Genomic DNA, 18,904 nt, shown 5'->3' on the forward strand with positions numbered 1-18,904 from the left:
AAGATCATAGGAAGTTATTATTTAAACCTCCTAGAACACCAACTTATGGCAAAAAATTGAGATTCTGCTACTTCAGCAAATCTCCTTGTACATTTAGTAAATTGGTATTCTAGTTTGTTTAAAAAAACAAACTTCATATTTGATTATTCTCTACTTTTCACTTATTAGTGTTGGTGGAGTAATAGTTGCATATTCTTGAGGCGTGAGCAATGCTTCTTTAACATCAATCTTTTTGGGTAAGATTTTTTCGTTATAGAACAAATCAGCAACACTTTGCTGGGCTTGCATTAGTTCTGGAGTAATTCCTCTCAGTCGATAAGTAGCACGACTAGAAATTATTTCCTGAATGGGTAAATCAATTTTGAGTACAGGTGCTATGAGTTTGGCTACTTCTTTACGATTTGCTTCTGCCCATTGACCATTTTTATCAATTTCTTCTAAAATGATCCGAACTAATTCGGGATTTTCCTTAGCAAATTCTCGTGTTCCTACATAGTATCCGCCTGGAGTACCGATATTTGTCGCATCTCTCAGCACACGGGCACCGTGGAGTTTTTCTACCAAAGCTAAATGAGGATCGCCAGTTACCCAAACTGGAATAGTGTCCTGAATAAATGCACCACGAGCTTCGACATTGGGCATACTCAAAACTTGAATATCACTATATTTTAAACCTACTTCTTTTAAGGCTTGGATGATAAAATAGTGAGAAGCAGAACCTTTTTGAAAGACTACTTTTTGACCTTTGATATCAGCTAATTTTTTAATTGGAGAGTTTTTCGGAACTGCGATCGCACTACCTTTACCAGAATTAGGGCCAAGTCTTCTCCCAGCCAAATAGATGATTCTTGCACCCGCAGCTTGGGCAAAGATCGGAGGCGTTTCTCCAACAGAGCCAATGTCAATTTTGCCCACATTCATCGCTTCCATCAGTTGTGGCCCTTGGGCAAATTGTGACCACTCTACTTTCAAGCCCAAAGGCTCCAAACGTTTTTCTAAAACTCCTCTGACTCTAACTAAATCACCAGAGCTTTGATACCCTATTCGCAGTAACTTTGTTTTAAAAGTTATAGTCTTAGCTCCTGCTGGTTCTGCTTTAGGAACAGTTCCTGTATTTGTGTTAAATACAGTTGACGTACAACTAATTAAAGTAGTAGATAAAGCTATAAAACCAGGTATTAAAAACAATGAGAATTTACTAATTACTGTTGTCTTAGATTTCACTAAATTTTGAAACATTTTTGCACCTCAGCTTTTGATTAAATACTGATATAAAAACATTGGCGAAAAGCTTAACTTTTCCAATTACTAAAGTTGATTCTGAATCCCGAATTCTAAATTCTTATTCAATTACTTATTAGATATAATTGAATCAGGCGTGAAAGCTGCATATTCTTCTTTATATTTTGCTTTTATAGGTTTAGTATTTAGGCTATACTCATATAGTATCTTTGTCTTGTTTATTTTTGATTGTTGCAGCTTATTGATAGACAAAATGAGACTTTGCAAAAACTTGAAAAGTGCCATAATATGTTTTATATTTAAATTTAATAATTTTCGTCTTAGCGCTTTTAACGAGTGCTAATAACTCTCAATTTCAGTTTAGATATTATCAAGTTTGCTTTGGAAATAAAGTATTCATAAACACTTGTTTTAAACAAAAACAATTAAGATTTTTATTATTTGTCTTGATAAGCATATAGTGTGAGATTTAGACAAGTTTAATCAGTCAAGAGTCAGAAGAACTCTTGACTCTTGACTGCCTTAAAAATGTATAGAATCAAATGCCCATTAGCTTAATCTTCTGAGCTATAAATCCTAAAAGGGACGACTACCTGCAAGGCTAACCCGCTTTAATACTCGTCGCTCATTTGGATCAAATGCTTGACGGTAATGCAAGGTAGCTTGATTATCCCAGTAGACAATATCACCTACAGACCATTTGTGTTGGTAGTAGAACTTGGGTTGAGTTAGATGTTGCCTCAACTGTTCAATCAGTTTAGATCCTTCTTCCGGCTCTAACCCGACAATTTCCACTTCTGTAGCAGCATCTAAGTAAAGATGCTTTTTACCACTTTCTGGATGTGTCCTAACTAAAGGATGGGGAAAGATCGGACTGATTAAAGGAATAGTTTTGTCTAAACGATACAAAGAGCGGGGTGCATTCCGATCTCGCAAAAATGGGTTGTAGGTAATTAGCTGTAAATCTGCAATCCGTTCTTTGGTGGTTTCATCTAATGCCTCATAGGCTAAATTGGTGTTTAACCAATACGTATCTCCACCATGAGTTGGTATTTCCAAAGCGTAAAGAAGCGAACCACTAGATGGCGTAGGAGTCCACTTGTGATCGGAATGGAAAGTTAATTCTCCAGTACCGGTATAGCCACCATCGACATTGGAAATTGGAATCACTACCGGAGTTTCTCCTGGTTTAGAAGCCAATACTGGAGTTTCATCAGATGGTACAAAGAGTGCGCCAAAGTATAGAGCGAAGTTCAAAAGTTCTTTATCGGAGAGCTTTTGGTCTTTGAAGATCAAGATGTGGCGATCGCGCAGAGCTTCCTTAAGTTGTAATATAACTTCAGGCGCGATCGCTTGGCTGGCATCAAGATCGGTAACTATGGCTCCCAAAGGGGCATTAATAGGACTTATTTTAACCTTTGTCAAAGTCGAGATTGGCATAATATTCTCCTGTGTTTTAGTTTCTTCTTGGGGATAACTACTTATTAGCTAATACATCTGAAGGAGTAATTTTGGCGTACTCTTCAGGGGTTAAAAAGCCATCTCTAACATTCACCTTTTTGGGGATAAGTCCAAGGCTATACCACTTATCTGCAACTTCCTGTTGCTTGTTAATGACTTTCTCGGTAATTGGTACTAGCCCATAATCATATTTATCATGCATTATTTCTAGAGTTGGTGGATCTAGCTGAGTTACAGGAGCAAGCAGTTGTGCTACTTCTTTGGGATGATCCTTAGTCCAGATTTCTGCCTTTTCTAACTCCTCTAGAAACACTTTGATAACATCAGGATGAGCCTGATAAAATTGGCGTGAAGTTGAATAAAAGTTGCCAGTATCCCGCAACTTACCACCATCTGCTAAAACACGAGCGATTTTATTTTGTACATTTCTAGTAGCGAATGGCTCCCAAATATACCAAGCATCCACCTTATTTTGACTGAATGCCGCATTTGCATCTGCCGGTGCTAAAAAAACTGATTGGACATCGCTCAGTTTCAACCCCGCATCTTCTAATGCTTTAACTAATAAATAGTGACCAATGGAGGCTTTCTGGAAAGCTACTTTTTTACCCTTCAAATCGGTAACACTTTTAATCGGAGAGTTTACAGGAACTAAAAGTGAAATTGCTTTACCACTAGGGCGTGTAGTAGCTAGATAAACAAGAGGCGCTCCGGCTGCTTGTGAAAATACAGGAGGCGATTCGGCTGTAGATGCAATATCCAATCCATTTGCATGCAAGGCTTCTAGCTGTTGTGGCCCAGCCGCAAACTCAGCCCACTGTACTTTAAAACCCAGAGGCTCTAATCGCTTTTCTAAGGAACCCTGTTTTTCTAAAACTGCTAGAGCAGTAAGTTGTTTTGAACGTACAATCCGTACTACTTGTTTCTCAGTTGACTTCTCTGTAGTGCTAGATGAAGCTACCGACTCAGGGGAAGCTGGTGACTGCTGAGTGCTATTTTTTGCTTCACCACAACTTGATAGGGTCGTCGATAGCATTAAGCAGTAGCCTAGAGCAAACAATAAAGAACGACGTGTTGTTCTCTGGCTTTTTCTGAATTCAAACTTTCCTTTTAAAGCTGGCATGGGTTGTTTTATTGATTTCCCTCTAAGTGGTTAAAACATGATGATTAATTGCTATGTAAAAAAACAAAAAATCTTTTTTATTAAGTTATTTAAGAATTAAAAAATACTTCTAACTGAAAAAACTTTATATATTAACTTAAGAAACAGGTGGGTTATACCCACCCTAAAACGACTCGAGGAACTGAGAATTTAATAGTTAGGAGGCAAAAATTTAGGAAGTGGAGTGAGAAAGACCCACTCCAATGTCGTGCTAGTGGAAGATTGAAATTTATGAATGAAGCTCTGTTTTATTTGGGTGCAATTTTGCTAGTGCTTCCAAGCGACTAGGATTGTAGCTTTGAGTTCTTCTGTAAAGTGTCCAGACGGCTCAACTGCGAGTAAGGCTTCTCTGAGATCCTTTTCAAATGCTGGGGCTTTATCACCATAGAAAATTTTCAGAGAGAAGGCTGTAGTGTATAAGTAGCCGAGATAGCTATCGACAGTCCAAGATTTTTCAAATGGCACTTCATAGTTTTCTTGGCGAGCAAAAGCCGAATTGCCAATGACAACTTCATGGGGAGGATCGACTGGCTTACGAGTGCCTTGTCCTCGTTGCCCAGTTCGGCGTTCTTCACCTAACCATTTTTTCACTACTCCAACAGCAGCTTGTTTCCAAGGTAAATTACTTTCCCAAGGGTTGTCACCAGTCTGAAGCAGTGCTAGTCCACCATCATCAGTAAGCAATTCATAAAGGCGCTCAAGCACTAATTCGCGTTCCATCCAGTGGAAGGCTCTACCAATTGTGGTTAACTTAAATTTCCCTAAACTAGAGTCGATTAACTCTGCTCCTTGCTCTAACCAAGTAATATTATGTGCTCCGACTGCTGCTGCTTGCCGTTTGGCTTCTGCAATCATTTCTGGATCGGGATCGATCGCCACAACTTCTTCAAATTTGGTTCGTAGACCAATTGAAATTAATCCTGGGCCAGTACCTAAATCAAGGAGTCGTCCTTGACCATTGAGATTAAATATTTCGGCTAATTTGTCAAATACAATCGGTGGGTATTTGGTTCTATATTGAGCGTAGCCTTCAGCGGCTCCCTCAAATAAACTTGGGTCGTAGGTAGGAAGTGTTTTTAGTTGAGTCATATCAATTTTGGATTTTAGATTTTGTAGAGACGGCGATTTATCGCGTCTCTTACCTGATTTATCGCGTCTCTTACGTTAATTTCCCAGCCAAAAATTCATCTGCTGCTTTCTCGACAGCCGTACCTTTGAAGAAATCACGATTCAGGCTGGTGTACAACTCCAAGGGATGAATTGACAGGAAATATTGCAAATCTTCTTCAGTGATAATCTTGCGTTCTACCATTGAATAGGTATTAGCAGCGATCGCAGTAATATCAGGTACATCCCAGTGACCGGAATCGGAACCCAAGAAGGCTTTAACGCGTTGGCTTTGCCCGCCGTAGGCATCGCCATAAGGATTAGCTTTCCGGTTAAAGGCTTGAGCTACACGGGTATCATCCGATTCTGTCCCGAAGTAGAAGTGATTCAAGAAGCGATCGCGGATATCTTCTGGCTTGGTAACTCCTGCAACGGCGAATTCATCTAAATCACCAGGTTCTAACGGCGCTACTAACTCAGCGTGAAAACCTAAACCGCTACCTAGTTGATCCAAACGACCATGTACTAATTCACCACCGTAACGGGTATAGAGTTCTAGCAATTCTTCGCGATCGATATTGGCGGGATTGTTATTTTCCACCAAATGGTCTTTATTGCGAGTATCCCAATGCCAAATCAAATCGGTGTACAAACTAGCACCCCAAGCTGCACCTCCTTCTAAGAAAGCAAACTTGAGTGTGGGGAAGCGGTGAGTGACACCACCAAAGAATAAAGATTTACATAGTGCTTCCGCAGCCGATGCAAAGTGACCAATATGGTTGTATTGGTAATTGCTAATGGAACGCCGATTGATCCAGCCCATACCAGAAGAGTGGGTGGTGGGTACAACTTTCAGTTCTACGCACTTCGCCCAGAAAGGATCGTAATCATATTTACTATCTAAGCCAAAGGTATCAATCCAGATGGCTTCGTTGGCTACTTCTTCGCCATACTTCTCGAAGGCGGGAATCGGGCGGCGGATATGTCCGGGGATTTGAATTGCTTTGAGTCCCAGCACTTTCACCGCATATTCCAACTCTTCAATCGCCTCTTCGGGCGTATTCATGGGAATAGCAGCAATGGGTGTTAAGCGATCGCTATAAGGACGGAAAATCTCAGCGTGATAAGTATTAGCCGCACGACAAACAGCCCGCCGCATTTCTTCATTGCCGATGTGTGGTGCCATCGTTGCCAAGTTGGGGTACACAACGGCAAAGTCTGTACCAGCTTCTTGTAAGCGTTCGTGCAACAACTTCGGTAAGCTAATGGTAGCTAAATTTAAAGCATCGTTAGTGGGACGAGTCCAGAAAGGAGGGCGGGCGGTGCGGTTAGCGCGGCGTTCATCCCAAGATTGCTTAAACCATTTAGAGCGAGATGCACCGGGTAAGTGTTCTTGGAAACGCTGTGCGTAGGCGTAGCCCGCCGTAGGCATCGCAGTTCCAGCAACTTGGTCTAAATAATCCAAGAATGCTGGGGGAAACTCTTGGGTATGTACATCAGTGTCGATGATCGGATAACCCAGTTTTTCCCGAATTTGAGCAGACTTAGTTTTCTGTGGACGGTCTAGTGCAATAGTCATAGCATTTTACCTGAATTTGTAGATGGATTACTCAAAAGGCAGGAGCCAGGAGGGAAGCAAAAAGCTTTTGAAATATGACGGTTGAGCCTTTGAGCCTGGGAGTTGCACCTCTGAGCCTGGAAGTTGAGCCTTTTAGCTTGGGAGTTGCACCTTTTAGCTTGGGAGTTGCACCTTTTAGCCTGGGAGTTGCACCTTTTAGCCTGGAAGTTGCACCTTTTAGCCTGGGAGTTGCACCTTTTAGCCTGAAAGTTGAGCCTTTTAGCCTGGAAGTTGCACCTTTTAGCCTGAAAGTTGAGCCTTTTAGCCTGGAAGTTGCACCTTTAAAAGACTTAATTACAAAAATTTGTTTTTCTTGCTCAGAAAAGTTACTGATTTCTGCCTCCTCATCTCCCCCACTCTCCACTCTTTATTTTTCTTTAATAGCCCAATCTGTTAATTGAAAGTTTGACTTTGCTAAACCCTGCGAAACTAAAAAATTCTTTGTCCCTTCTAAAAGTTTCACGCCCTCGACTGGTAATGGTTCTTCTGATATTTGTTTGAGTGGTAACGATACTTTGATGATATCGATGGGATATTTAGTAATTTGGGCGTGGTACTGATAATATTCTTCAGAATTGGCTTTTAAATCCTTGGCTGCTTCTGTCAGGATTGCATTAAATTTATGTGAAAAATCAGGTTGTTTCGCCAAAAAGCTTTCAGTTGCGACAACTAATGATGTCCCTGAAAGACCTTTATGATTCGCAGAAGAATCAATCACTGGAAACCCTTGTGATTTCAGAAAAGGGCCTAGATCGCTTGAGGTTGCATAAGCTGCGACATCACCACGTTCTAAAGCTGCTTTTGCCTCAGTAGTCATTAAGTGAACAACTTTTACATCTTTGGCAATTTTAGCTTCAGCTAATAGTCCCAGCAGATATCGATGCATATAAGAACCTTTTTGGGTAGCTATTTTTTGACCTTTAAGTTCAGCAAGCGATCGCGCACCATTCTTTTTCGCCACTAACCAAGCGGTTGTATTAAATTGAGTAATCCTTAGCAGTCGGGTTTCTTGACCCCTTGCTCTCAAAACTATGGCTGGTGTATCGCCTAAAGAACCAACATCTAATTGTCCGGCGACAAGCGCCTCATTTAGATCGGGCCCGTTAGGAAATCTTGCAAAAGTAATGTTTTTAAATCCTGCTTTTTGCAACTCACGATCTAAAATTCCTTTTTTCTTTGCCCAACCAAGTGGCCCTGTAGGTTCTGAACTACCTACATAACCTATTCGTAGGGTAGAAATATTATTGGATGCAGCAACAGTGTTATTGACATTAACAGCCTCAACAGATTGAGCAGATTTAGTTTCCCCTTGGCTACATCCTGTAGTTAGTAGCAGTAGGAGACAAGCCACTGAAGTTGAGAATCTGGAAGTAAATTTATTTTTACTGATAGAACCTGTTCCTACTGGTAACGACAGCATGACTATTTTCTCCGCCGTATTATATATACGCAGTGTGAAACTTTCTCTCATATCATGTCCGCATAATTAGTTATGTTAACCACAGTCATTGCACCCCACCCTTTGTCTCCCCTCCCCGCTTGCGGGGAGGGGAGACAAAGGGTAGCTTTGGCGGGGGTGGGGTTCTTCGGGTTTAATAAGCAATTAAGCGGACATGATATCAGACCTAACCCCCTTCCCTACTAGCGTTGGGGAGCAAGAATCAAAGCCTCTCGAAGAGTGGGGGAGAGGAATGGAAGCGGGGTTCTAAGAATAAGTTGCACATCGCGTTACTATTTCATCTGCTTCAAAATTTGGAATGTTTCATCGGCTTTTGCTGTTGAGGTGCGTTTATGTCCCCAACCAACGTTTTCACGGTAACTACCTAATAGCCCAATTTCTATTAATTCTGCCTCGTTGACTGAAGTTTTCATATCGCTTTCTGGTGCAACATAAAGGGCATCAACTGGACAATACAATTCGCATATATAACAGGTTTGACAGTCACTCTGTCGGGCAATGGTTGGCGGTGCATCTGGCACTCTGTCAAACACATTGGTTGGACAAATATTCACGCAGATATTACATTCTATGCACCGCGACTCGCTGACCAACTCAATCACACTGCTGCTCCTATTTTGGATTGTGACTTTTCTGTACTATGTAAAGACTGACTCTTCACCCAGACTCGATCTAATCCGCCACTAATCAAGTGATGTTGCTGGTTAGCATCTTGTTCTGGATAGTCTAGATGTCTGTGCATCCCACGAGTTTCTTTACGTTCAATGGCACTGCTGTACATCCATCGCGCTGTGGCTACCATTGCCGCAGTTTCTCGCGCCCGGATCAGCTCTTTATCTGAAGTTACCTGGCTACTACGGAGTTCTTGCCAAAGATGATTTAACCTACCCAAAGACTCGGTTAAGCCTTGTTCTGTACGGAAATAGTTCTTTTCGTAAGGGAATACTTCAGCTTGGACTGCCTGAATAATTTCATCAGTCGCTAAGGTGCGATCGCTCCCACTTTGTAATACTACCTCTCCAACTCCCTTAACTTGTCGTTGAGTTTTGTATTCTCCCAAACTGCGGCTATATTCAGCAGCCGATTTCCCCGACCAATAACCAGAAGATATTGCCCAAGCTGCATTATGACTACCACCGCCAGTAAATCCGCCACAAATCAGTTCGCGTGTGGCGGCATCTCCAGCTGCATAGAGTCCTCGTACAGAACTGGCACAACTCTCATCGACAATCCGAATTCCCCCCGTTCCGCGCACAGTTCCCTCTAAACGCAGAGTCACAGGGAAACGTTGAGTAAATGGATCGATGCCTGCACGATCAAAGGGTAAAAAGAAGTTGGGCTGTGCTAAACGCATAGATGCCCGCATCGATTCCGCCGCTTTATCTATAATGGCGTAAACTGGCTGTTGCAGCAATGTCTGGGCAATTACTGAACGTCTATGAGAACTTGCACCCGGAATCACAGTACCATCTTCGTAGGTGAAAGTTGCCCAATTATAAAACAGGGTTTTGGTAACTGAAGAAAAGGCGGGAGAGATGCCATAAGCATTAGAAAATTCCATACCCGACATCTCGGCTCCTGCTTCTGCCGCCATCAGATAACCATCCCCCGTCAGGACGTTGCATCCTAACGCTTTACTGAGAAACGCACAGCCACCAGTTGCGATAATTGTGGACTGCGATGTCTGGCGACAAGCCGCTTCGCGTCTACGCACTATCCATTTCTCACCAGTCTGACGGTTCACACCTGTTGCACCGGCAACAGCACCATCGTCATCAACCAGTAATTCTAAGGCGGGGCTGTTGTCTAAAATCTTGACTCCAGCGCGTTGAATTTGCCGCCGCATCAGCCGCATATACTCTGGCCCTTGCAGCGATCGCCGATAGGGTTTGCCTTCATCGTCGGTAGGGAAGGGATAACCCCACTCTGCTAACTGATTGACGTTTGCATAGGTCTGATCCAGTACTCGATCCATCCAATTGCGATCGGCTAAAAACCCACCCAACGACTCCCGACTCGCCTTTGCAGTTTCTCGTGCTTCTGGATCGGGTGGCACATACCATACACCATTACCAGATGCCGCAGCGCATCCAGTCGTACCACAATATCCTTTGTCTACGAGGACAACTCTAGCTCCATTTGATGCAGCACTCCATGCCGCCCAAGTTCCAGCTGGCCCACCTCCAATCACAAGCACATCTGCTTTTAAGTCGAGTTCAAAATCGGTTGTTAACGTCTTCAGCATCTACCATTTCCCCTCATCAATAAACTCTTAAGAATCAAGTCTTCACCCCATCCATACTGCAAAATAAATATTTAAAAATCTAGAAATTGCGACCCCTTAATACAGGTTCTGACTAGCTTGATATTACTTAAATACTTTAAACCGATCGATAAACCGTAGTTTTTAGCATAATAAAGTCTTTCACAGTTTTCAACAAAAAGCAAGCATTTTACCAAACAACTCCAAACGTAAATTTATGTAAAACCAACTGAGTTATCTTTCTCAATAACTTGCTTTGTAACGTCTTTTGTGTAGTGGCCTAATTTTGGTTGATAAAATATTTAAATTCGATAAATTTACAGTAGTTTAATAAATTTTTCTAAACGGTTTTGTCTAGATAGAAAAGGCGCGAAATTCGATTGGGCTTTGTCTTGCGGCGCTAACATTGCTCCCTTAAGACTCAAGAATCCCCGGACTTTTGATTAAATGAATGTAAAAATTTTTATTCAGTCCGGGGAGTGTCAAAGGTTAAAACCTAAAGACAGTACGAACCCAAGCAAATAAACTATCAGGATTGCTGGAATCTGAGTTCGGTGCAGTAATCCAGATCAAACCCGGCGTCACCTCAATATTATCTCCGATTTTATATTGGTAGAATGCTTCAACGTGCAGGGAAGTATCTTTGTCGGCTTGTCCCGCACCTGCCCCCAAATCTACACCCTTACTGAGACTAATCATTTTTGGTTCCATACCAACTAAAACCCCCCCTAGAGCGCCTTCACTAAAAAGATCCGGGAATGCCAGTCCTACCGCCCAATCCATAGCTTCACCATCTCCGCGCCCCAAATAGCGGTGTGCTGCATAACTTACCCAGGCATTGATTGCGAACTTGGGATTAACTTGATAGAACGCCTGTAGACCATAAAGATTGCCCACAGTTGGGGCTCCAGCCACGGTACTGTTTACTAGGTTACTCCCGACTGCTGGGCCGAAATTTGTTCCACTAAAACCTAGAGTATTTGGTGGGCTATAGGTATTGACGTAAGTTGCCGCCACCCGAAAATTCCGATTAGAAGAGTAGTATATTAACTGTGCTAAAGCTAAATATCTGCCTGTAAATAAGCCGTTATTAGTTGTGGGATTACCACCGTTTGGTGCGCTGTACGCTATCCCTAATTGAAGTTGTTTGCCCAATCCCTGGAGTATAGCAATTCCAGGGCCGCTATCTCCGTAGTTATAGACCAAAGACCGCCGTGAAAATCGTGAAATCCCATTAGCACCAGTTGCAGAAGACGATTCAAAATATGGGTTAATAGGGCCAGAAAGACCTATCTCACTAGCTCCGTCAGACAAGGGATAAATGTTGACTTGGGTATTTGGAAAAGGTAGAAACCGATAGCGAACACCACTGAGAATAAGAGTGTTGCGTGCAAAAGTAATACTGGAGTTATCAGCAGTTCTCCCCTCATAAGTTCCCAATAATCCAGCTCTTGTTTGTCCTAGTGATTCAATATTTCCACCTCCTATTGTTATACCTAGTGAATCTTTTCCGTTAAAACTGGTGTTTAACCGTAAAGTCGTTGAGCCTTGAAGTGTGACATTGTTAGGTGCTGGTCTTTTGGTGACAACGTTATTGCCCGCTATAAGTTCGCTAGCAACAATCTGGACTCGACCTATAAGTTTGGTTGTGGTCGTAAACTGAGTTGCTTCTAACTTCGCACTTCGTGCTTCCAGGCTATCTACGCGTCCCCGAAGTTGAGCGAGTTCTGGAGAAAATTGTTCTTGTAGTTTTTTGATGGTATCCAAGTCTTCGCGCTTGACTAAATCTGTTGTCGAAGTCGCTATTAGTTCATTGAGGCGATCTAAAGCTGCATTCAACCCAGCGGCAAATTCATAGCGCGTTAGGGAGCGATCGCCTTTAAATGTACCATCTGTATATCCTGCAATTACACCGTAGCGCTCAACTAGAGACTGTAATGCTTGAAATGCCCAATCTGTCGGCTTAATATCTGATAGTTGCGAGACGGATGTCACTTGTCCTGCTGCATTATTTGGAGCTTTTTGCTTAGTTGGCGGTGTAGCTTGCAACAATTGCGATACAGGTATCACTCGATCTCGGAGATCGTTTGGAGCTTTTTTAAGAGTGACTGGTGCAATTAAAGTGTCTACTGTTTGATTGACAACTGCTTCTGGAGCTTTGTTCTTTTCTACTTCAATAGTAGATAGATCAGATTTCGGTAATTCAGCCTGACTTTTAGCTGGATGAAAAACCAGTATAGCTAGAATATTTAGCACCGAAAGCAGGAACACTATGGATCTATAATTCCAGCGAAATTTTGACATGACTCCTTAACTCCTCAACCTTAAAGATGAATAAGTTCGCCCTTGATTTGACAGAAAAGACAAGATAAATCATTGTTCTAATGTTTGTAGCCAACGATTAGAACATCGATTTACCAAAGCTTTAGCTGCTGAAAAAAGCGCAAAATTCTGATAAATATCGAAACCAGTACTAAGTAGTTGAGTCTACAATCCAAAATTCGCAGTTAGCTAGGAATTATGACGCTTAAAATAAGCCTAAAACGTCTGGAATTAGACAATAACGGACTTAGCAAAGACTTCTCTACTTTTAAGGGAAACTCAACCACACACTATATAAACTGATACTTCTGAAACATCCTAAAGTCCATTTTTTGGTTATGCTGTACAAAGTTCATCAATGGCTACTGACATTGACGAAAGCTTGATTTCGATTCAAGTGACTATTTGCCAATTAACATTAGTTGAAAACACTATTTTGTAATCAGCTATATTTTGACAGCATCAATCGTTACATAAGTACGATAGTTCTATCGACTTACCGTACTTTGGTAGAATTATCTTTGCATAGAGCTTGGTACAATGCAAGACCTAGTACTTTTTCTTCGTAGATGCGCCCTATATATTCGCCTTAAATGCCAACACTGAACTAACTGCACAGATCCGAGGCAGAAAATTGCCATCAAAATAATCGTAAACCCGGTTAAAGGCGAATAGGGGACAAAAAGACGCCGATACAAGACTAAGCTGTTAAGTACTTAATTTACACGTTGAGATCGCAGGGGAGAGGGTTTGAAGTTCTTACCCACAATTTAAATTGTGCAACTTGTATGCACAACAGCTTAATAAAGCCGTCGCTGCTACTAAGCCTAAGTAGGTTGATAACCACAGTGGCACTATTGAAAAGGACACTAGACCATTGATAGCAAGGGCTAAGGATTTGCTAAAAGTGTATTTAATATCATGTTCGGGTAATTAGTTGTGATTCCCATAGTCATTGCACCCCACCCCCAGCCCCTCCCCGCCGGCGGGGAGGGGAGACAAAGCATAGCTTTGGCGGGGTGGGGTTCTTGGGGTTTAGTAAGTAATCAAGCGGACAATGATATAACTTCCCCAGCCAAGCGGGGGTTGCGCTCGAACCGAATTGCTGTTTGCTGAAAGCTAACCCAAGAACGCAAAGATCGTAACCTTTATCCAAACACAGACTTAGAAAGTGCAAGTTAGCAAGGTTTCTGTCGATGAAACTAGAAGTGAACACTTCAAAGTCGCAAAAATGTGGGTAATTAACACAAAACTTGTATTCTTCACGACAGCTATTGTTGCAAAAAAAGTGTCATGATTATTGGCATTGTGCGTGAAAACGTCAATCTTGTAGGCAGTTATTCTTTATAAATCGTTAATCTATCACTGGCGTTTTAAATAATTTCCTGTAAAATGCTGACTATAAACTACGGTAATTCGATCGATCTATCGTAGAAAATACCCTTATACCCTGCCTGACACAAATGCAAATTCTTTGGTTTATTCCTACTGGATCTCATGACGGACGCTATTTAGGCACAGATATTGGCTCTCGTGTTGTCACACCTGATTATTTACAACAAGTTGCCCAAGCTGTGGATAGTTTAGGCTACACGGGCGCATTGTTACCGACAGGGAGTTCTTGCGAAGATGCTTGGATAACTGCCGCTGCTTTCATTTCTGTCACCAAGCAGATGAAATTTCTGGTGGCAATTCGTCCAGGGATTACTTCCCCAGGTGCTGCTGCACGGATGGCAGCAACATTTGACCGAATTTCTAAAGGAAGATTGTTAATTAATGTGGTGACAGGTGGAGATCCGGTGCAGCTGGCTGGGGATGGCTTGCATCTTAGTCATGACGATCGCTATGATTTAACCGATGAATTTCTCAGAGTTTGGCGGGGTATCGTCAGTGGGGAAACAGTCGATTTTAAAGGAAACTACCTGGATATTAAAGGTGGTAAGCTCTTATTTCCACCAGTTCAAAAACCCTATCCACCTTTGTGGTTTGGTGGCTCATCTGCTGCTGCCAAGCGGGTTGCTGCTAAACATATAGATGTTTACCTGACTTGGGGTGAACCTCCACAACAAGTAGCCCAAAAGATTGCCGAAGTTAGGAAATTGGCGGCTGAACAAGGTAGAACAGTCCGTTTTGGGATTCGCTTGCATGTAATTGTGCGAGAAACCGAGTCAGCTGCTTGGGATGCAGCCAATGAGCTAATTAAGTATGTGGATGAGGATGCGATCGCTAAAGCTCAGAAAGACTTAGCTCAATCTGATTCTGAAGGACAGCGGCGCATGAGTCAACTACATAGTGGTAGTCGAGAAGCCTTAGAGATTAGCCCCAACCTCTGGACAGGAATTGGATTGGTGCGGGGTGGTGCTGGTACGGCTTTAGTTGGAGATCCTGACACCGTTGCCGCTAGGATGCTGGAATATCGGAATTTGGGGATAGAAACATTCGTTTTCTCTGGGTATCCCCATTTAGAAGAAGCGTATCGCACCGCTGAATTATTATTTCCTCGCCTACCTTTGCAAAGTGAACCTGCACCTTTAACGCCACCACTATTGAATCCCATTGGCGAAGATTTCGCCAATGAAAAATTTGCGAAACAATTAACAAGTGCTTCATGACCTAATAATTCGTAATTCGTAATTAAAAGAGCAAGTTACGAATTATGCGAACGATGCTTCTAGATTCATCCTTGTGGACAATCTAAAACTCCAAATATCATGACTATTTCTCTTAAACACACCAAAAGCAACAACAATACAATATTCCTGAACGAATTGTGGGAAAACCAACAATTCCAGAAGATAGTTCCTTGGATTGTGCCTGTTACCGTATTAGTTCTTTGGGAACTTGCTTCTAGAACTGGTCTACTTTCAACCAGGATTTTACCAGCACCAAGTGGTGTAATCGCTACAGCAATTAAACTAGGCTCAACTGGAGAACTGTTCCAACATATAGGAATTAGTGCAGGGCGGGCGATATCTGGTTTTATAGTTGGTGGCAGTATTGGCTTCGGTTTGGGATTACTCAATGGCTTTTCCCCTGTAGCAGAAAAGTTATTGGATAGTTCCTTACAAATGCTCCGTACTATCCCTAATCTGGCATTAATTCCGCTTGTAATTCTCTGGTTTGGTATTGGCGATCAAGCTAGACTATTTCTAGTGTCTATGGGGGTATTTTTTCCGTTATATCTCAATACATTTCATGGTATCCGTAGTGTTGACCCTGGACTGATTGAAATGGGAAAAGTCTATGGATTAAAAACACCACAACTTCTGTGGCAAATCATTTTTCCAGGAGCTTTGTCTTCGATTCTCGTTGGTGTCCGTTTTTCGTTGGGGATTATGTGGCTGACACTAATTGTGGCAGAAACGATCGCAGCAGATTCCGGTCTTGGTTATATGGCAATGAATGCTCGTGAGTTTATGCAAACCGATGTTGTGGTTTTGAGTATTTTAATCTATGCACTACTAGGTAAATTAGCAGATGCTGTTGCCAGAGGATTAGAAACAAAATTTTTGGCTTGGAATCCCAATTATCAAAAATCATAAATGCTAAGTTCACCAGAATCAAAGGTTGAAAAATCTTGATTTTAAATGTGGTTTACTTTCTTCAACATCTCATCAAATAATTAAATTCCAATTGTTCTCAAAAGGAGGTTTTACAAGTGAGTTCAAATGTACAGGGTACACAACTAAGTATTTTGGATTTGACGAAAGCTTTTGGCAATAAAACTGTTTTAAACTCGCTGAATTTAGAAGTTGAAGCAGGTGAGTTTGTCGCTATTGTTGGACGAAGTGGTTGTGGGAAGAGTACCTTATTGCGTCTTGTGTCAGGATTAGATAGAGCAACTTCAGGTGGAATACTACTGGATGGAGAACCACTACATAGACTCAGCCGCTTTGTAACAGTGATGTTTCAAGATCCCCGCTTGCTGCCCTGGAAGCGCGTTATTCAGAACGTAGGGTTGGGCTTAGAAGGTAATTGGCGTGAAAAAGCTTTGTGGGTACTCAATAAAGTCGGACTCAAAGATAGAGCTGATGAGTGGCCTTATGTTTTGTCTGGAGGACAACGGCAACGGGTATCATTGGCCAGAGCGTTAGCCAGTCAGCCCCGTTTGTTGTTACTAGATGAACCTTTGGGAGCATTGGATGCTCTAACTCGCCAAGAAATGCAGCATTTGATTGAAAACTTGTGGCAAGAGCGAAGATTTACTGCGTTTTTGGTTACTCACGATGTGGAAGAGGCTGTGGCGTTGGCAGATCGAGTGATAGTGATTGATCAAGGAAAGATTTCTATGGATTTGCCTGTGAGACTTTCACGCCCGCGAGATCGAAGTAGCGAAGTGTTTATCAATATCAGAGAAGCTGTTTTAGAACGAGTAATGAGCAATGATAATACTCAGGTAAACAACCAGTTATTACAGTTGAGTAGTTGAAATTTAAGCTTTTTGTAGTCAATCAATATTAAACTTGAGGTAGCTACGGTAAATAGGCTACTTCGAGATTAAAACTTGCCTATAGCAATAAAAAATTATTTATGAACACTCAAAATACCTCCCAAGTTTCCTCTCTGCTGTAATTACTTACATCCTGGCTCATGGCAAACACCTGCCAGAATTATATGCTTTACAGGCTGAACGTCACTGGAAAAGAGGCTTCGCCATCCAAGAATTGACAGATGCAACCTTGCTAATTATTGGCGCTGGTGGTATTGGTCAAGAAATTGCCGCCCGTGCTAAACCCTTCGGCTTAAGAATTATTGGCAGTCGTCGTCATCCCCAAGAGCTACCAAACTTTGATAAAGTAGTGGGTGCTGATGAATGGCGTAGTTTACCGCCGTAGGCATCGCTCCTACCAGGAGTTGATTATGTAGTGATTGCAACACCCCTAACTCCCGAAACCAAAGAATTTATTGATGAATCTGTATTGCGTTCCCTGCCAAATCATGCCTACCTAATTAATATTGCTCGCGGCGGCGTAGTAGATGAATCAGCATTAATAAAAGCGCTCACAGAAGGTTGGATTGCAGGTGCAGCATTAGACACAGTTAACTCAGAACCTTTACCACCAGAAAGTCCTTTGTGGTCGCTCCCTAACATCTTTATCACACCTCATACTTCCGGCCATTCACCCAAGAGTAAACAGCGTTCAATAGCACTATTTATCGACAATCTAAAGCGTTACCAAGCTGGTCAGCCGTTACGAAATGTAGTAGATAAAGAAGCAGGATACTAAACAATTAAAAATTAAAAACGAAAAGGTGCTGCCGATTGGGTTGCACAATCCAAAATCCAAATCCAAAATTGAATTAGGAAGTAGCTAATGGTGAAATTAATTTTACCCGATCATCTCATTGCAGATATAGAGCCACACCTACCATCTAATATAGATGTCGTGGAAGTGGATAGTGAAGGTAATCTCGATGGTGATGTCAGTGATGCAGAGATTTATGTCAATGGATTTTACCTGAAAACCTCTACCCTTGACAAAGTACTGACAGCAGCACCCGCGCTACGTTGGCAACAGTCACCAAGTGCTGGCGTGAATCACATCCTCACGCCAACTTTTTTGCAAAAGGATATTATCCTCACTAATGGCGCAGGGGTTCACGCAATCCCAATTTCAGAATTTGTACTGGCATTTATGCTCTATCACGCCAAGAATCTGCGGAAATTACAAACTTTGCAGAATGAACATACTTGGGTAAGAGGAGTGTTTCTCGAAGAGTTGGCAGACGCAACTTTATTAATTCTTGGCACAGGAAATATCGGCCAAGCGATCGCATCTCGTGCTAAAGCCTTTGGAGTCACAGTTTGGGGTAGTCGCCGCCATCCTGAACCCCTACCGAATTTTGACAAAATTGTGGGTGCTGATGAGTGGCGATCGCTCCTCCCAGCCGCAGACTATGTAGTTCTTGCTACACCATTAACTCCAGAAACTAAAGGCTTGATTGATGAAGCTGCATTGCGCTCTATGCGTCAGTCTGCTTACCTAATTAATATTGCTCGTGGTGCGATCGTAGATGAAGCCGCATTGCTTACTGCACTACGTGAGGGCTGGATTGCGGGTGCTGGATTAGACACTGTTGCAACCGAACCTCTGCCACCAGAAAGTCCCTTATGGTCGCTACCGAATGCCTTTATCACACCCCATTGTTCAGCCTTGTCGCCACGCCTGAGAGAGCGCATAGCACAACTATTTATCGACAATCTTCAACGCTACCAAAACGGTCAGCCCTTGCGGAATATTGTAGATAAGCAAGCAGGATACTAAATAT

The 18,904-nt window shown here is 42.2% G+C and carries 14 protein-coding genes and 2 pseudogenes; 6 read left to right on the forward strand and 10 right to left on the reverse strand.

Going from position 1 to position 18,904, the window contains the following annotated elements; all coding sequences use genetic code 11:
* Positions 1-150: 150 nt before the first annotated feature.
* The 5 genes from CDG76_RS09530 to CDG76_RS09550 all read right to left on the reverse strand — a co-directional run bounded on the left by CDG76_RS09530 (position 151) and on the right by CDG76_RS09550 (position 6,551).
* The gene (locus CDG76_RS09530; protein ID WP_094348810.1) at positions 151-1,239 is read right to left on the reverse strand and encodes a sulfonate ABC transporter substrate-binding protein; all 1,089 of its coding nucleotides are present in this window, start codon (positions 1,237-1,239) and stop codon (positions 151-153) included.
* 579 nt (positions 1,240-1,818) lie between these two features.
* Complete coding sequence (locus CDG76_RS09535) at positions 1,819-2,682, reverse strand: TauD/TfdA dioxygenase family protein (protein WP_094348811.1); 864 nt, start codon at positions 2,680-2,682, stop codon at positions 1,819-1,821.
* 37 nt (positions 2,683-2,719) lie between these two features.
* Positions 2,720-3,826: an aliphatic sulfonate ABC transporter substrate-binding protein gene (locus CDG76_RS09540; RefSeq protein WP_094348812.1), complete on the reverse strand. Its 1,107-nt coding sequence runs from the start codon at positions 3,824-3,826 to the stop codon at positions 2,720-2,722.
* A 306-nt stretch (positions 3,827-4,132) separates the two neighbouring features.
* Positions 4,133-4,954 carry a class I SAM-dependent methyltransferase gene (locus CDG76_RS09545; RefSeq protein WP_094348813.1) on the reverse strand — a complete coding sequence of 274 codons (822 nt, stop codon included), beginning with the start codon at positions 4,952-4,954 and terminating at the stop codon, positions 4,133-4,135.
* A 70-nt stretch (positions 4,955-5,024) separates the two neighbouring features.
* Complete coding sequence (locus tag CDG76_RS09550) at positions 5,025-6,551, reverse strand: amidohydrolase family protein (RefSeq protein WP_094348814.1); 1,527 nt, start codon at positions 6,549-6,551, stop codon at positions 5,025-5,027.
* Positions 6,552-6,625: 74 nt separating this feature from the next.
* Between CDG76_RS09550 and CDG76_RS36010 the strand changes: the two genes are divergently transcribed.
* Entirely contained in the window at positions 6,626-6,991 is a 366-nt protein-coding gene (locus tag CDG76_RS36010; RefSeq protein ID WP_190240807.1) for a hypothetical protein, read from the forward strand.
* On the opposite strand, the gene CDG76_RS09555 is transcribed toward CDG76_RS36010, so the two are convergent.
* The 5 genes and pseudogenes from CDG76_RS09555 to CDG76_RS38240 form a co-directional block, all read right to left on the reverse strand.
* Positions 6,958-8,010, reverse strand: a complete 1,053-nt coding sequence (locus CDG76_RS09555) for an ABC transporter substrate-binding protein (RefSeq protein WP_094348815.1) — start codon at positions 8,008-8,010, stop codon at positions 6,958-6,960. The genes CDG76_RS36010 and CDG76_RS09555 overlap by 34 nt on opposite strands.
* Positions 8,011-8,321: 311 nt before the next feature.
* On the reverse strand, positions 8,322-8,651 hold the full coding sequence (locus CDG76_RS09560) for a 4Fe-4S binding protein (RefSeq protein WP_094348816.1): 330 nt from the start codon (positions 8,649-8,651) through the stop codon (positions 8,322-8,324).
* A complete protein-coding gene (locus CDG76_RS09565) occupies positions 8,648-10,294 on the reverse strand; it encodes an FAD-dependent oxidoreductase (RefSeq protein WP_094348817.1) in 1,647 nt (548 codons plus the stop codon). The genes CDG76_RS09560 and CDG76_RS09565 overlap by 4 nt, the downstream gene beginning before the upstream one ends.
* Positions 10,295-10,801: 507 nt before the next feature.
* Entirely contained in the window at positions 10,802-12,616 is a 1,815-nt protein-coding gene (locus tag CDG76_RS09570) for an iron uptake porin (RefSeq protein WP_094348818.1), read from the reverse strand.
* A 514-nt stretch (positions 12,617-13,130) separates the two neighbouring features.
* Positions 13,131-13,555: pseudogene (locus CDG76_RS38240) on the reverse strand (hypothetical protein); the annotation flags it as partial.
* A gap of 542 nt (positions 13,556-14,097) precedes the next feature.
* On the opposite strand from CDG76_RS38240, the gene ssuD reads away from it, so the two are divergent.
* From ssuD to CDG76_RS09595, 5 genes and pseudogenes are all read left to right on the forward strand, one after another.
* A complete protein-coding gene (gene ssuD / locus CDG76_RS09575) occupies positions 14,098-15,246 on the forward strand; it encodes an FMNH2-dependent alkanesulfonate monooxygenase (RefSeq protein WP_094348819.1) in 1,149 nt (382 codons plus the stop codon).
* Between the two features lie 99 nt (positions 15,247-15,345).
* On the forward strand, positions 15,346-16,176 hold the full coding sequence (ssuC, locus tag CDG76_RS09580; RefSeq protein ID WP_094348820.1) for an aliphatic sulfonate ABC transporter permease SsuC: 831 nt from the start codon (positions 15,346-15,348) through the stop codon (positions 16,174-16,176).
* Positions 16,177-16,292: 116 nt separating this feature from the next.
* Entirely contained in the window at positions 16,293-17,063 is a 771-nt protein-coding gene (locus tag CDG76_RS09585) for an ATP-binding cassette domain-containing protein (RefSeq protein ID WP_094348821.1), read from the forward strand.
* A 172-nt stretch (positions 17,064-17,235) separates the two neighbouring features.
* A pseudogene (locus CDG76_RS09590) lies at positions 17,236-17,862 on the forward strand (D-2-hydroxyacid dehydrogenase).
* A gap of 87 nt (positions 17,863-17,949) precedes the next feature.
* Positions 17,950-18,900 carry a D-2-hydroxyacid dehydrogenase gene (locus tag CDG76_RS09595; protein WP_094348822.1) on the forward strand — a complete coding sequence of 317 codons (951 nt, stop codon included), beginning with the start codon at positions 17,950-17,952 and terminating at the stop codon, positions 18,898-18,900.
* Positions 18,901-18,904 lie beyond the last annotated feature (4 nt).

Source organism: Nostoc sp. 'Peltigera membranacea cyanobiont' 210A, from assembly GCF_002246015.1.
Classification (GTDB): Bacteria; Cyanobacteriota; Cyanobacteriia; order Cyanobacteriales; family Nostocaceae; genus Nostoc.

What these genes read in the sequence shown, in the direction of transcription:
- CDG76_RS09530 (WP_094348810.1), bottom strand. Translation starts at nt 1,239, where the DNA reads ATGTTTCAAAATTTAGTGAAATCTAAGACAACAGTAATTAGTAAATTC.
- CDG76_RS09535 (WP_094348811.1), bottom strand. Translation starts at nt 2,682, where the DNA reads ATGCCAATCTCGACTTTGACAAAGGTTAAAATAAGTCCTATTAATGCC.
- CDG76_RS09540 (WP_094348812.1), bottom strand. Translation starts at nt 3,826, where the DNA reads ATGCCAGCTTTAAAAGGAAAGTTTGAATTCAGAAAAAGCCAGAGAACA.
- CDG76_RS09545 (WP_094348813.1), bottom strand. Translation starts at nt 4,954, where the DNA reads ATGACTCAACTAAAAACACTTCCTACCTACGACCCAAGTTTATTTGAG.
- CDG76_RS09550 (WP_094348814.1), bottom strand. Translation starts at nt 6,551, where the DNA reads ATGACTATTGCACTAGACCGTCCACAGAAAACTAAGTCTGCTCAAATT.
- CDG76_RS36010 (WP_190240807.1), top strand. Translation starts at nt 6,626, where the DNA reads ATGACGGTTGAGCCTTTGAGCCTGGGAGTTGCACCTCTGAGCCTGGAA.
- CDG76_RS09555 (WP_094348815.1), bottom strand. Translation starts at nt 8,010, where the DNA reads ATGCTGTCGTTACCAGTAGGAACAGGTTCTATCAGTAAAAATAAATTT.
- CDG76_RS09565 (WP_094348817.1), bottom strand. Translation starts at nt 10,294, where the DNA reads ATGCTGAAGACGTTAACAACCGATTTTGAACTCGACTTAAAAGCAGAT.
- CDG76_RS09570 (WP_094348818.1), bottom strand. Translation starts at nt 12,616, where the DNA reads ATGTCAAAATTTCGCTGGAATTATAGATCCATAGTGTTCCTGCTTTCG.
- ssuD (WP_094348819.1), top strand. Translation starts at nt 14,098, where the DNA reads ATGCAAATTCTTTGGTTTATTCCTACTGGATCTCATGACGGACGCTAT.
- ssuC (WP_094348820.1), top strand. Translation starts at nt 15,346, where the DNA reads ATGACTATTTCTCTTAAACACACCAAAAGCAACAACAATACAATATTC.
- CDG76_RS09595 (WP_094348822.1), top strand. Translation starts at nt 17,950, where the DNA reads ATGGTGAAATTAATTTTACCCGATCATCTCATTGCAGATATAGAGCCA.